Origin of the sequence: Corynebacterium sp. MSK041 (assembly GCF_030232265.1) — a bacterium.
GTDB lineage: Bacteria > Actinomycetota > Actinomycetes > Mycobacteriales > Mycobacteriaceae > Corynebacterium.
In genome coordinates, this window is record NZ_JASPJK010000007.1 from 27,464 (window position 1) to 40,754 (window position 13,291).

Genomic DNA, 13,291 nt, shown 5'->3' on the forward strand with positions numbered 1-13,291 from the left:
TACTGTTTTGCCTACTCATCGGTTACGGACCACCACCACGAACGGACCAAACTGCTCCGTGGTCCAGTCAGCGGAGTCAAAGGCATCCGGATTGAAGAAGAGGCCCTGATAGCGGATATTAGGCTCGCTGGGGAAGATATCGTGTGCGACGTGCGTCTTCCACGGGGCATCTTGGTCCGTTTCGCTGCCGCGGAAGATGAACACATCGGGTGCGCGCCACGGCGACGCATCAATCTCTGCGATCATTGCCTTCGGGTCTTGCAGCTGCTCGTAAGAGTCATGCGCCCACTGCGCCACAAGTTCATTGCGGGCCACAAACTGCCCAAGCGGATTGGCATAGTGGCTGGTGAAGGCGTTGAAACCGTGGTACGGGTGGTAGGCCAAGAAGTTGATCTCATCGGTGAACAGCACCGTCTCAGACGGGTTGTAGCCCTGCTCCTGAATGAACTCGTGCATCTGCCCGTAGTAGCGGCCCACGTCAGATTCGCGGCGGTCAGCGCGCTGCCCATCACCATTCGTGTCGCTGTAGGCCTGATCCAGGAAGACCTGATTCTTATCGGGGATCTGCTGCACGTAACTCAGCATCGCTAGAGCCAGGCCTGCAATAAACACGGTGGTGATCGTGCAGTTAGTGCGCTTGCTCAAACCGGTGGGGTAGAGGCGGTCAACGCCGGTGAGGCGGAGGTCGATGAGGGCGAGGACACCGGACGTCGATAAGAGCAAAGCGATGAGAACCTCAACCCGGAAACCGAGCAGCGTTGTGCCAACAAGAGTGATCACCATCGAGGCAACAACCCACACGTAACACACGGCTGTTGCGATACCTAGCGCTGTGAACGCGGGCTCGCGGTGTCGCACGATGATGTACAGCAAGCCGAAGAAACTGAGCACACCCACCAAGGTGAGGTGGAAGAACGGCAGAGGAACCGTGGTGCCCTGCGACGGCAGGAAGTGCTGTGCCGCCGACGACACATCCTCGGACGCCGTGAACAGCGCGAACAGGTACGGGCCCCACGACAGCAGCGCGATGCAGATCGAGCCCACACCCATCGCTACAAGGTGCACAAACGGCTTCACCGTACGCTTGCCGCGCCCCATCGCGATGAAAGCGATGAACGCCAGCACGATCATGGTCAGCGCCATAATGCCTGTGTACAGCGTGTAAAAACATGCCGACGCCCCCAGATACAACGCCACAGCAATTGTCGACGTCCACGAGCCATGCATCGCCCGATACCCCAACACCGCCGCCGCCGGAACACCCATGGCCACCACTGCGGCATAGGGCTCTTCCGGCACCATGGTGAGAATCACCGCTGTGGTCACCAGCGCGATCGCCGTCGCCGCCGGCAAAGACCCAGTGATCCTGCGCCACAACGGCACCAACGCCGAACCCGTCGCCGCCAGCGACACCAGCGCCCACGGTTGGTACACCTCCCAACCCGGCATGTTCAGCAGGTTGGCCATGCGGCCACCCAGCCAGAACCAGCCGATGGGATAGAAAGACGGCATGTCCACATAGTTCATGTCCTGGTTGGACATCGTCTCCGTCATGCGGGTGAGAAACTGGGTGCGGAAGCCCTGGTCAACCTGGATGCCATCCAAGTACAGCTTGGTAGCGGACAGCGGAATAGCTATCGACGACACCACCAACCCCGCCGGCGCCAGCCCACACACAGCCTCCGTGAGCACCCGGCGCCACGCCGGTCGCTCCTTGCTGCTCGTACGGTCCCGCACCCACAGCCACAGCAACACCGTGACGGCGATGAGGACGAACAGCGAACCCGCCGTGGCCAACGCCCGCGTCACCATAGACACGTTGAACGCCGCCAGGGTCACCTGCTTCAACGCGAAAAACGCCACAAGCGCCAGAAGACCCCCGGCCACGGCGGCGACGACGATGCGCACAATGGCGCTCGACGTGCTCACCTGGTCGGGGGCAAAAGCCTGTAAACGAGGCTTCTCACGGTCCTGAGCTTCCGCTTTCGTGTCAGGCTCAGCCGCATCACTGTCCTCCACAACGACCCCGCCTTCAGCGGAGTCGAGTGGTTCGTTGTTGTCCTCGGGGCTCACTGTCATAGGTGACAGTCTCCCATAGAAGCCCCGTTAAACGGGCATTGAGCAGACGAGATAGCGGGCTTGTTTAGAAACTGAGTTTGCGCATGATCGGCGCCGGAATGTGCTGCAGCACAAGGGAGATCGGGCCGAAGAGCTTGTGTACGAACACGTTCGACTTGCCCGCCAGTGCAGCGGACACAGCAGCCTTGGCTACATCTTCCTTGTTCACCGTCAGCGGTGCCTCGTCGAGACCCTCCGTCATCTTGGTGCGCACCTGGCCTGGACGGACCACGGTCACGGTCACGCCGGAATCACGCAGTGCTTCACCGAGCTGGGTGTAGAAGCCGTCCATGCCGGCCTTGGTGGCGCCGTACACGAAGTTGGAGCGACGCACCTTCATGCCCGCCACCGAACTCATGGCAATGATTTTGCCGTGGCCCTGCTCCTTGAACTTCTGGCCCAGCAGCACACCGACGGACACCGGTGCGGTGAAGTTCGTCTGTGCCGAAGCAACAGCAGCTTCCTGGTTCTGCCAGAGTTCTTCCTGGTCACCCAAGGTGCCAAAGGCGACGATGGCGATATCCACGTCACCCTCCGCAAACGCCGCATCAATCACTGCCGGGTGGGAGGCGGTATCAAATGCGTCAAAGTCCACTAGGCGCACCTCGCCGGCGCCGTGGGCGGTCACTTCCTCCACCGCCGCCTCCAAGCGGGGGGAGTTTTCGCGGGCTGCCAGCGTGACGGTGGGGTTGCCACCGCGGGAGACCAACTCGTCCACGATCGCGAGACCGATCTCGGAGGTACCACCGAGCAGCAAGATGTGTTGTGCTTGTCCTACAGCGTTAAGCATTGTGTTCTTTTACCTTTTCTTGTTGTGGGGCCGAACCGTTCCTGTGAACTAATTCAGCTCCAAGCGGCGGGACATGTCGGAGGCGAAGACCCCGGTCGGGTCGATGGCGCGGCGGGTTTCTAGCCAGTTGCCCATCTCTGGGTACATCTTGTGGAAGTTCTCTGCGGATGTGCGAGACTCCTTGGCCAGGTAGAGGCGGCCACCGAATTCCATGACCTGGTCGTCGAGGCGGTCCAGGAAGGAGTGCAGGCCGTCGCGGATGGGGAAGTCCACGCATACGTTCCAGCCACGCATTGGGTAGGACAGCGGTGCGCGGTTGCCTTCGCCGAACAGCTTGAACACGTTGAGGGCGGTGTAGTGGCCAGAAGCCTGAATGTCGTAGATGATCTGCTTGAACGGCTCCACCGCATCCGTGGGCACCACGAACTGGTATTGCAGGAAGCCGGCCTTGCCGTAGCCACGGTTCCACTCCGCGATCATGTCGAGCGGTTGGTAGAACTGCGTCAGGTTCAAAATGTCATTCGTGCTGGGGGAACCCATGCGGTAGTAGGCCTCACCGATGGCCATGAGGGACAGCTTGTTCATGGTCCAGGATGGGAAGATGTCCGGCACCGTCATGAGCTGGGGTGCGGAGAACTTCAACGGATCCTTAGCCAGCTTTGGTGCGTATTCCTCCAGTTGTGCCAGGGTGGCCAGCGAGCCGCGGGAGATGGTGGAGCGACCGGTCTTCGGCGGTGCGGAGATCGCATCAAACCAGGCAGAGGAGTAGGTGTAGCCCTCTTCCTGGCCATGCGAGTGCTCCTCAATCGTCTCGTCCAAGGTCGTGGTGCGCACCGTGTCGGAGATGAAGTAGGCGGTTTCCGTGCGCGTCATCTTGATGCGTGCGCGCAGGATGATGCCGGTGAGTCCCATGCCGCCGACGGTTGCCCAGAACAGCGTGCCGTCCGGGTCATCGGCAGAGCCTTCTGGCTCAAGGTGCAGCACGCGTCCATCAGCCACGAGCAGTTCCATCGACACCACGTGGTCACCGAAAGACCCCGCGGAGTGGTGGTTTTTGCCGTGAATATCCGGGCCGATTGCGCCACCAATGGTTACCTGGCGGGTACCCGGCAACACCGGAACCCACAGGCCGTAGGGCAGCGCCGCCTTCATCAGCTGATCCAGCGTCACGCCCGCATCCACATCGACGATCGCGGTCTCCGCGTCGATCGAGTGAATCGTGTCGAGCGGTTGCATATCAACGACGAGTCCGCCGCCATTTTGCGCCGGGTCACCATAGGACCGGCCCATACCGCGGGCGATGACGCCGCGGCGCTTGTGTTCAGGCAGCGTGGAGTTCTCATCCGCGATCTGCGCCACGGCCTTCTTAATGACGTCAACGTCAGCCGTGGCAAGAACCTGCGCTGTCGACGGGGCGGTACGGCCCCAGCCATGCAGCGATTGAGTGGTGGTGATCAATTCCATGCGCCCAAGCCTACTCGGGGAATATCCCGTTGCCGGTCAGGCGCGTTGGGGTGGGCCTTAAAGCTCCATGATCTCCCGGATGCGCGCCGGGAGTTCTTCCTGGCTGGTGATCACCGGTTTGCCTGCTTCTTTGTGCGCACGCAATTCGTCATAAACAATGCCTCGGCTTGTGCTGTCCAGGATGGGAAGTTCCTGGGCGATAAGGCGCGCCATGAAATCATCCAGCGGTACGTTGACCAGCTGAGCAGAAATGTGTGGGGTGTCTTCGGAATTGGCCATGTGCACAGCCTACTTGGCGGTGCCACCCCGCTAAGATGGCGCCCATGACGGAGACTATTCAGGAGATTACGGGCGAGACTCGCGTTGATTACAACGCACTGGACAACACCACTGGGGGCCGCCTTCTCCAGGCGGCGTTCGCTGGGGCGTTTACGGCGGTGCCGGACTATGCTCAGTCCACTCCGGCACGCGTGGCGTCGTGGGTGGGCATCGCCGCCGCGTTCACTGGCACGGTGGCGGCGTTCAATGCTTTTGATGAGGATCCGCGTAATGACCTCACCACCACCGTCGATCGCAGTTCTGACACTGGCAGCCCTGCCAAGACCTGGGGGCTTCTCGCCGGTGGCACTGCGCTGCTCATCGGTAGCATTCGCCTGAGCATTGCCGCGGATAAGAAGATGGCAGAAGCGCTGCGTCGTCGCGGTGCGAAGCGCCCGTACACCCTCCTGGGTCTCGGCGGTGCGGTCTTGCTGTTTGCCGCCACTGAAATTGATGCCCGCGTCAACGCTTCCTAAATCTCATTAGGCTGGGGTCATGCCTAGCACGCTGCATCGTCTGCACCGCCACCGTCAGGTGGCGTCTGTCGTCGATCTCGAGGCAGCTCGCGTCTGTCTCCGCGGGGATCAGGCGACCCGGGCACGCACGTTGTTGTTTCGTTGTGCCACCCAGCGGGCGGATGAGGAGGTTATCCGGTACCTCGGTGTGGATGCGGATAACACGCTCGAAGACGTACAGCTGGCTCTGGACATTGCCTTTACGGTTCCCAGCCATAGCTCGGCCCCCGCACGCTTTACCCAGCAGCACGACGACAGTGGCCGCTTGGATCTGACCACCACGATCGGTGATTACCTCACCGAACCCGGGGATATCCTCTTCTTCCACTGGGGTCTGTGGCAGTTCACCCTCGTGCTTAGTGACGTGCTCCCGCGGGACACCGCCAACCCGCGTGCATTGTGTGTGGCGGGCGACGGCGAGTTCGGTGGCCATCCCTTTGATATTGCCGCCATCAATGATCAGCTCCACGCCACCACTGGAAGAGACTGAGAGACATGCCTGTACCCGCCTACTTCTGTGGTGCGCCGGTTACCGGTAAGGTTGTCCGGCGTGTCAACCAAGCCTGAAAACTCGCAACCCACTAGCGCCAAGCAGCAGCTCGTGCGGTTCATCATCGTCGGCATCTTTTGTGCCGTGCTCGACTTCGGGCTGACCTACCTGCTCACGCACGCCGTCGGGCTTGACCGCGTGACCGCGAAGATTTTCGGCTGGTGCCTCGGCACCGCGGCGGCGTACCTGTTGAACTCCAAGTTCACGTTTGAAGCGAAGATCACCGGCAAACGCGCGTTTGCCGTTCTTGTGCTCTACCTGTCCACCCTTGGTGTGCAAACGCTGTTGTACTGGATCACCGATGGCCCGCTCATCGCGTTGGGCTTGGTGGATCCGTGGAAGGATGGCGTGTCCTTCGTTATCGCCCAGGGTGTGGCTACGGTGACCAACTTTGTTCTGCAGCGCGTGCTCATCTTCAACGAGCCTGCGCGCGTGGTTATCGAGGAAGAACCGACCCGCTAATTTAGGCGCCGGGCCGCTGGAAGTCCTCGTTGGCACCCATGCGCAGGAGCTTCAGCCACTCCTTGAATTCCGCCGGGCTGCGGCGCTGAATAAGGAAGAACCAGCCAAAACGCACCAATTCCTGCAGTTTCATCTTCTGCATACCGCGTTGGTTAATGATGTAGCCGCGGTTGCGGTACGTGAAATACCGCTTCGTATCATTGTCCGGCCACTGCGCGTGCGCGCGGCCGCCCATGATCGGGTGGAATTCCGCGGAGCCGTCCGGGTGCAGGTACGCCGTGGTCAGCGCCGTGCCGTAGTTCAGGCCCGATTGCGCTAATCGACGGTGATACTCCACCTCATCCCCCCGAATAAACAGCCGATAATCCGGTACACCAATCCGTTCCATCGCCTTCGCGCTAATCAGCGCGCCGTTGAACAGGCTGGCGTACTGGGGAAGATAATCCCCTTCCAGCTCATCCCGGCGACGGTGCCATGTCAGGCCTTGGCGCAGGGGGAAGGCGAGCTTGTTCGGGTCATCGATGTTGCACACCACCGGCGACACCTCTGACAGCTGCTCGCGTTGCGCGACCCGGTACAGCGTCTCCAGAACATGCTCATCGGCGGGGCGGCCATCATCGTCAGCGCACCAAATGGCGTCCGCGCCCAGCGCCAAAGCGTGCAGGAAGCCATAGGCGAACCCACCAGCACCGCCCAGATTGGTGTGGGAGGCCAGGTAGACCGCTTTATCGCCCGCGAGTTCAGTGAGGAGCTCGCGGACCTCATCCTCGGCGCCGTTATCCACCACGACCACCCAGTCCACCGGGTGCGTTTGCGCCACCACCTGTTCCAGAGAGTGTTTGAGCAGCTCAACCCTCTTGTGGGTGACAATCACCGCCGCCGTTGTGCCGTTGGGGTCCAACACCGGTGATGCCGCTGGCGCTTGGGAGTTCATGGGGTTCATTGTGCCACTACCCGGCAGCCGTTCGAGATATCTGACAAGGGGTCTGTCGTGCGCACTGAAAAAAGGCAGGTAGGGGAGTTAGTGGATAAACCTATGAGAGTTATAGTGTCAGATTTCTCGATTGTTGCCCTCAGACTTCTCTTCCTCATTAAAGCGGACCAGCAGATCCCGGACGTACTGGCCGGCTTCAGGGCCTTCGTAGGCTTCCACCACGTCGTCGACAAGCCCAGCTTTTTTGATCTGGCCTTTGTCTACCCACAGGGCGGTGTTGCATAGCTGTGCCAGGAAGTCGTTGGAGTGGGAGGCGAAAACGAGGATGCCGGAGCGCTCCACCAGTTCAGCAAGGCGGACGCGGGCCTTGGCCATGAACGCGGCGTCGACAGCGCCGATACCTTCATCGAGCAGGAGAATCTCCGGCTCAATGGAGGTGACCACACCTAGCGCGAGGCGCACGCGCATACCGGTGGAGTAGGTGCGCAAGGGCATGTCCAGGTAGTCGCCGAGTTCAGAGAATTCCGCGATCTCATCCATCTTGGCCTTCATCTGCTTGCGGGTCTGCCCGAGGAAGAGGCCACGGATGATGATGTTCTCGTAGCCAGAGATCTCCGGGTCCATGCCCACGCCCAGGTCGAAGACGGGGGCGACGCGGCCACGGACATCGGCGACACCGCGGGTGGGTTCATAGATGCCAGACAGCAGGCGCAGCAGCGTGGACTTGCCGGCGCCGTTGTGGCCGACTAGGCCAACGCGGTCACCTTCACGCAGGTGCAGGTTGATGTCCTTGAGAGCCTCAACGACGACGGTGTTCGAGGCATTCTTGCCAATCGCGCCGCCAGCGGAGCTCATCACGGCTTTCTTGAGGGAGCGGGACTTGGCGTCAAAAATAGGAAAGTCAACGCAGGCGTTGTAGGTGTCAATGGAAACCATCCGAAAATCCTTTCTGTGGCGGTGACGCCGTTACACCCAGTAGGGGACCCGGTAGCGCCATTGGCGCATGACAACGAGTGCGACTAGCAGTCCAACAACAGTGAATGCGAGCACAATCCACCAGTGGTAGGCAGCCACGTCCTTGCCAATGAGGGGGGCGCGGACGATCTCAAGGTAGTGGTACAGCGGGTTGAGCTCAGCGATGCGGGCGCGCTGCGCGACCTCGCCGCCCTGCTGCTTGAGGGTCTCCGTGGTCCACACGATCGGCGTGACATAGAACAGCAGTTGCACCAACGCTTCAAGCAGCGGAGCCACATCACGGAAACGCGTAGCGACGATGCCAAACAGCATGGTCACCCACACCCCGTTCAGCACCAACAACGCAAAACCAGGAACAAACAACAACGCCGACCAGCCCAGATCCAGCCGGAAGGCCAACACCAAGATGAGCCAGATAACCATGTTGTGCGCAAAGAACAGGATCTGGCGCCACACCAGGCGATACACATGCACCGACAGGGCGGAGGGCAGCTGATTGATCAGACCCTCATTCTCAATGAAGACATTGGCACCATCCTTGATGCACCCGGAGATGAACCCCCACACGATGAAGCCCACGGTCACGTGCGGCAGGAACTCCCGCACGGAGATCTGGAACAGCATCGAGTACAGCAAACCCAACGCCAAGGCCATGACGCCGGTGGCGATGGTGATCCACAGCGGACCGAGCGTACTGCGGCGGTAGCGCTGCTTGATGTCCTGCCAACCGAGCTGGAGCCACAGCTCGTACTGGCCCCATCCGCGCGCGAGGTCGCCGGCGGCCGTGCCAAAGGTTTGGGACGTGGAGGCCGGGGTGTTGTCGTTGGGGCCGGACGTCATGCGGGAGACGTCGGCAAGCAATTGCTTCTTGTCGTGCACGAGTATCACCCTAGCGTCAGCTGGTGAAAAACCGGGTAAGGGGGCGAAGGTGCGTAGCGCAACACCGGCAGGCATAATTGTTGCGAATGTGTCGTGTGGTATTGAATAGCCCCCCACACGAAGAACACAAGAGAAGTCGGGGAAGGAGTGCGGCAATGGCATATGACGTTGCCAGTGTGCGTGGCCTGTACACCTCCCTGTCTGATGGGTGGACGTACCTCAACGCGCACGATTGCCCGCAGATCCCGGAGCGCGTCTCCTCAGCGGTGGCACGCTCCTTCCGCCTAGCGCCCTCAGTGCCAATACCTGACGGGCGCGGCGGGTCCCACTCGCGCCAGACTTTGGGGCGACCGGAGGCAGACAACCTGCTGGCGGGCGCGCGCCACGCGGTGGCAGATCTTGTGGGCGCCAGCGCAGACTGTGTGGTGCTCGGTCCTAGTTTGCCGGTACTGTACTCAGCGCTCGTTGCGGCGATGAGCCCGCAGTTCAGGTCCGATTCCTCGCTCATTGTCAGCCCGCTTGACCGCCCCGAGCTCACCGCGGCTTTATGCACCGCCAACGTTCAGGCGCGCGCAGCCCACGCGGACCTGGGTACCGGGGAAGCACCTGCATGGCAGTACAAGGAACTCGTGGACGGCACATCGCGTCTCATCTCCTTGCCCGCGGCGCACCCGCAACTGGGCATCGCCACCGACGTTGCCGGCATCGTGGACATTGCGCGCGAGCGGTCCCGCGCTTGGGTGGTTGTGGACGCCAGCGCATACGCTCCTTATTACTGCATCAACTTTGATGAGTGGGGTGCAGACGTCATCGGTGTGGACCTTGGCCAACTCGGCGGACCGCAGCTGTCAGCCCTGGTGTTCCGCGACAGTGCCATGTTCAACCGCCTCACCGTTGATCCGCTGCGCCTAGCAGGGCTGGGCCTCTCGCCAGGATTGGCTGGTGGCGTGCCGGCATTGGTGGACCACCTAGCCAACTTGGGCCCCGTGCCGGAAGGTCGCAGCACGCGCCGGGCACGGCTCGTGGCATCCATGGAAGAATTGTCCGCCTACCTGCGTAGTCTCCGGGATGACCTGTACACCTTCCTGGGTACATGGCCGGACGTGCACATCCTCGGCGCCTCGGGTGAAGCCGCCGCGGGCGCCACCATGGAGCGCCTGCCGCGCCTCACCTTCGGTGTGCAAGGCGTGCCGGCGGCAACGGTGCATGAGCGGCTCTTTGACAACGGCATCATCACCACGTTGGCCGCCCCCACGCCGCTACTCACGGACATGGGGTTGGAGGAAATGGGCGGCGCCGTCACCGTCGGCCTCGGACCCTTCAACACCTACGCGGACATTGAACAGCTCATCCGCGTGGTGGCCTCCCTGGCCTAGTGGTCGACCACTAGAACGGTTTTGCCCATCGCGTTGCCGGAGTCGAGGTGGTCGTGGGCCAAAGCAGCGTCACTAAGCTGAAAAATCTTGTTCAGCTGGTGTTTGATGGCTCCACTTTCAATGAGTGGCCACACGTGCTCCTCCGTCGAACGGCAAATGTCGGCCTTCATTGGGCGCGGGCGGGCGCGCAACGTGGTCGCGTGGACGGACAGGCGGCGCGGCATCATGCGGCCCAGGCTGAGCTCGCCCTTCGGCCCGCCTTGCACTGCGATGACGATGAGCTTGCCGTCGGTGGCCAGCGATTTAATGTTGTCCTCAAGATACGGCCCGCCGACCACATCAAGGATGACATCGCATGAGCCGTGCAGCTTATCGACGAAATCCTCTTCCCTATAATTCACCAAAATATCCGCCCCAAGCTCCTGGCAGTAGTCGAGCTTCGCGTTGGATCCGGCCGTGACAGCGACCTCGGCACCGAGTGCCTTGCACAGCTGAATGGCAAAGGAACCGATACCGCCCGCACCACCGTGGATGAGCACGCGATCCCCCTCACTGACCCCGGCGAGCATGCCCAAGTTGGACCACACGGTGGTGGCTACCTCCACCACCGCGGCGGCCTCCGTCAAAGTGAGGCCCTCCGGTATGCGCATGAGCTGGCCTTCCGGCACCGCCACATACTCGGCGTAGCCACCCCCAGCCAGCAGGCACGCAACTTCCTCACCCACTTGGCGGCCCGTGTCCCCCGCATCAACGATGGTGCCAGCACATTCAAGCCCAATGATCTCTGATTCACCCTTCGGAGCCGGGTACTTACCTTCCGCCTGCACCAGGTCAGCGCGGTTCACACCAGCTGCTACAACCTTGACCAGGACCTCGCCGGATTGCAGCTCCGGCATCGGGATTTCAGTCAGTTCAAGGGAACGCGGATTATCGGGATTAGTCACCGTGATTGCCTTCATGCCCACCCAGGGTAGTTGGGTGAAGGTCTACGTGCTGTAAAGTTTCTCCTTGCTGCCGTTGGTAGCAAGGAGACGTGGCAGAGCGGCCGAATGCACTGGTCTTGAAAACCAGCGAGGGTCACACCTCCGCGGGTTCAAATCCCGCCGTCTCCGCAAATTTTTGCCCTGGTTGACAGGGCCTTAGGGCTACTTGTCGCTCTTGTCCTTGGAGCGGACTGCGTTGAACACGCCCTCCACAACCCAGGACGCCAGGGCCATCACGATGGCACCGAAGAACGCTGCCCAGAACCCAGAGATGTGCAGGCCGTTGCCCAGGCCGTTGGAGATCCAGCCGGTGAGGGAGAACAGGAAGGTGTTCACAATCAGGGAGAACAGTCCCAGGGTGAGGATCTTCAGCGGAAAGCTGAAAAAGTTCACGACGGGGGAGATGAACGCGTTCACGAACATGAACACCAGCGCCACCCAGACGAACGCCCAGAAGCCGCCGAAGATGTCTACGCCAGGCACGATTTGAACAACCAGCCACAGGGCGATCACGGTGGCTAAAACATCAACGAGAAAACGAGGCATGATGAACCTTTCTAAAAGGGACTAAGACTGTGTACTACTAACAACATCCCATGCGGAAAGAAATTCCGCAGCCTCATCGCGGTTGGTCACGGTGATGCGCAGACCCTCGGGGAAGGCGCGGGTGAGCACGCCGTGCGCAGCCAGTTGGGCGGCAATCCGTGGTGCCCACTCCGGGTCCGGGGCAGGGAGCCACACAAAGTTGGCTTGGGAATGCTGCGCCCCAATATGATCAGCAACCTCATCGCGCACATCCACGGTGTCTTCCACTCGTGCCAAGAGTTCATCGGCGTGCTTCAGGGAGGCCAGTGCCCCTGCCTGAGCCACGGAATTGACCTGGAAAGGTACGCCCACCTTGTTCATTGCGGTGATCAGTTCCGCGTTGCCAAAGGCGTAGCCCACGCGCACACCGGCCAGGCCGTATGCCTTGGAGAATGTCCGCAGACACACAACATTCGGGTACTCGCGCCAGATCTCTTGGCCGTTCACGGCGTTCGAGTCCCGGTTGAACTCGAAGTAAGCCTCATCCAACGCGACCGTCACGTGCGGCGGAACCTGCGCCATGAACTCGGCGAACTCATCGGCCGTCACCACAGCACCCGTTGGGTTATTCGGGGTGCAAATGAACACCAGGGAAGTGGTGTCATCGATGGCGGAGAGGATGGCGGGGAGGTCCAAATGCCCGTCGATAAGCAAAGGAACCGGACGTGGTTCCGCGCCGCAGATGCGCGCGAAGATGGGGTACGCCTCGAAGCTGCGCCACGGAAAGACAATGCTATTTCCGGGCAGTGAGGTGGCTTGCGCGAGTTGCTGGCATAACGCGGACGATCCGCAGCCAAGCGCCACGTTGGAGGGCTCCACCCCAAGGTGGCGCGCAAGCGCATTGATCAGCGTGGATGCGCCCATGTCCGGGTACCTATTCGCCCCGGCAGCAGCTTGTGTCATCGCCTCTACCGCCGTGGGCAACGGCGCCCCCGTGACCTCGTTGGAAGACAACTTCAGGGCCTCTGGATCTGATGTTCCGGGGACATAGGGCGGGATGGCAGCAAGGTCAGCACGGATCATGGTGCGCAAGTCTAGCGTGGCGGGGTTTTGGTTGCTTGCATGATTATGGGTAATCTGTAACCCGGTCTGGAGATGTGCCAGAGTGGCCGATTGGGGCTCCCTGCTAAGGAGTTGACCTTTCACGAGGTCCGCAGGTTCAAATCCTGTCATCTCCGCCATGCGCCCGTAGCTCAACGGATAGAGCATCTGACTACGGATCAGAAGGTTGGGGGTTCGAATCCCTCCGGGCGCACCAATTTTTTTGGGGTGCGTAAGCTGGCCGAGGATCATCCTCTCCGACCTGTCCGGATAAGTTGTCACCTCAAAAAAGGGGGCGCGG

At 61.1% G+C, this 13,291-nt stretch carries 14 protein-coding genes and 3 tRNA genes; 7 read left to right on the forward strand and 10 right to left on the reverse strand.

Annotation, left to right across the window (positions count from 1 at the left end; all coding sequences use genetic code 11):
• Positions 1 to 15: 15 nt before the first annotated feature.
• The 4 genes from QP968_RS06910 to QP968_RS06925 form a co-directional block, all read right to left on the reverse strand.
• Positions 16 to 2,079 (reverse strand): galactan 5-O-arabinofuranosyltransferase, encoded by a 2,064-nt coding sequence (locus QP968_RS06910; RefSeq protein ID WP_284855689.1) that lies wholly within the window; start codon positions 2,077 to 2,079, stop codon positions 16 to 18.
• A gap of 64 nt (positions 2,080 to 2,143) precedes the next feature.
• On the reverse strand, positions 2,144 to 2,908 hold the full coding sequence (dprE2, locus tag QP968_RS06915) for a decaprenylphospho-beta-D-erythro-pentofuranosid-2-ulose 2-reductase (protein WP_284855690.1): 765 nt from the start codon (positions 2,906 to 2,908) through the stop codon (positions 2,144 to 2,146).
• A gap of 48 nt (positions 2,909 to 2,956) precedes the next feature.
• On the reverse strand, positions 2,957 to 4,372 hold the full coding sequence (gene dprE1 / locus QP968_RS06920; RefSeq protein ID WP_284855691.1) for a decaprenylphosphoryl-beta-D-ribose oxidase: 1,416 nt from the start codon (positions 4,370 to 4,372) through the stop codon (positions 2,957 to 2,959).
• A 57-nt stretch (positions 4,373 to 4,429) separates the two neighbouring features.
• Positions 4,430 to 4,651, reverse strand: a complete 222-nt coding sequence (locus QP968_RS06925) for a hypothetical protein (protein ID WP_034663650.1) — start codon at positions 4,649 to 4,651, stop codon at positions 4,430 to 4,432.
• 44 nt (positions 4,652 to 4,695) lie between these two features.
• Here QP968_RS06925 and QP968_RS06930 point away from each other — a divergent pair, with 44 nt between their 5' ends.
• Genes QP968_RS06930 through QP968_RS06940 form a run of 3 tightly spaced genes read left to right on the forward strand, consistent with a single transcriptional unit; the run spans position 4,696 to position 6,217 of the window.
• Complete coding sequence (locus QP968_RS06930) at positions 4,696 to 5,166, forward strand: hypothetical protein (protein WP_284855693.1); 471 nt, start codon at positions 4,696 to 4,698, stop codon at positions 5,164 to 5,166.
• 19 nt (positions 5,167 to 5,185) lie between these two features.
• Positions 5,186 to 5,695, forward strand: coding sequence for a plasmid pRiA4b ORF-3 family protein (locus tag QP968_RS06935; RefSeq protein WP_284855694.1), 510 nt, complete (start codon positions 5,186 to 5,188; stop codon positions 5,693 to 5,695).
• Between the two features lie 60 nt (positions 5,696 to 5,755).
• Entirely contained in the window at positions 5,756 to 6,217 is a 462-nt protein-coding gene (locus tag QP968_RS06940; RefSeq protein WP_284855695.1) for a GtrA family protein, read from the forward strand.
• 1 nt (position 6,218) lies between these two features.
• On the opposite strand, the gene glfT1 is transcribed toward QP968_RS06940, so the two are convergent.
• The 3 genes from glfT1 to wzm all read right to left on the reverse strand — a co-directional run bounded on the left by glfT1 (position 6,219) and on the right by wzm (position 8,966).
• Entirely contained in the window at positions 6,219 to 7,151 is a 933-nt protein-coding gene (gene glfT1 / locus QP968_RS06945; protein ID WP_269965673.1) for a galactofuranosyltransferase GlfT1, read from the reverse strand.
• A gap of 117 nt (positions 7,152 to 7,268) precedes the next feature.
• Positions 7,269 to 8,087 carry a galactan export ABC transporter ATP-binding subunit Wzt/RfbE gene (gene wzt, locus QP968_RS06950; RefSeq protein WP_284855697.1) on the reverse strand — a complete coding sequence of 273 codons (819 nt, stop codon included), beginning with the start codon at positions 8,085 to 8,087 and terminating at the stop codon, positions 7,269 to 7,271.
• 30 nt (positions 8,088 to 8,117) lie between these two features.
• A complete protein-coding gene (gene wzm, locus QP968_RS06955) occupies positions 8,118 to 8,966 on the reverse strand; it encodes a galactan export ABC transporter permease subunit Wzm/RfbD (protein WP_284855767.1) in 849 nt (282 codons plus the stop codon).
• Between the two features lie 194 nt (positions 8,967 to 9,160).
• On the opposite strand from wzm, the gene QP968_RS06960 reads away from it, so the two are divergent.
• Entirely contained in the window at positions 9,161 to 10,381 is a 1,221-nt protein-coding gene (locus tag QP968_RS06960; RefSeq protein ID WP_284855698.1) for an aminotransferase class V-fold PLP-dependent enzyme, read from the forward strand.
• Here QP968_RS06960 and QP968_RS06965 read toward each other — a convergent pair.
• Positions 10,378 to 11,340, reverse strand: a complete 963-nt coding sequence (locus QP968_RS06965; protein WP_284855699.1) for an NAD(P)H-quinone oxidoreductase — start codon at positions 11,338 to 11,340, stop codon at positions 10,378 to 10,380. The genes QP968_RS06960 and QP968_RS06965 overlap by 4 nt on opposite strands.
• Positions 11,341 to 11,408: 68 nt before the next feature.
• On the opposite strand from QP968_RS06965, the gene QP968_RS06970 reads away from it, so the two are divergent.
• A tRNA-Ser gene (locus QP968_RS06970) sits at positions 11,409 to 11,493 on the forward strand.
• 33 nt (positions 11,494 to 11,526) lie between these two features.
• Here QP968_RS06970 and QP968_RS06975 read toward each other — a convergent pair.
• Both QP968_RS06975 and QP968_RS06980 read right to left on the reverse strand, forming a co-directional pair.
• A complete protein-coding gene (locus QP968_RS06975; RefSeq protein ID WP_284855700.1) occupies positions 11,527 to 11,910 on the reverse strand; it encodes a phage holin family protein in 384 nt (127 codons plus the stop codon).
• A 21-nt stretch (positions 11,911 to 11,931) separates the two neighbouring features.
• Complete coding sequence (locus QP968_RS06980) at positions 11,932 to 12,972, reverse strand: histidinol-phosphate transaminase (RefSeq protein WP_284855701.1); 1,041 nt, start codon at positions 12,970 to 12,972, stop codon at positions 11,932 to 11,934.
• A 68-nt stretch (positions 12,973 to 13,040) separates the two neighbouring features.
• On the opposite strand from QP968_RS06980, the gene QP968_RS06985 reads away from it, so the two are divergent.
• Together QP968_RS06985 and QP968_RS06990 are read left to right on the forward strand one after the other, a co-directional pair.
• Positions 13,041 to 13,130 (forward strand) — tRNA-Ser (locus QP968_RS06985).
• Position 13,131: 1 nt separating this feature from the next.
• A tRNA-Arg gene (locus tag QP968_RS06990) sits at positions 13,132 to 13,207 on the forward strand.
• The last annotated feature ends 84 nt before the right edge of the window (positions 13,208 to 13,291 follow it).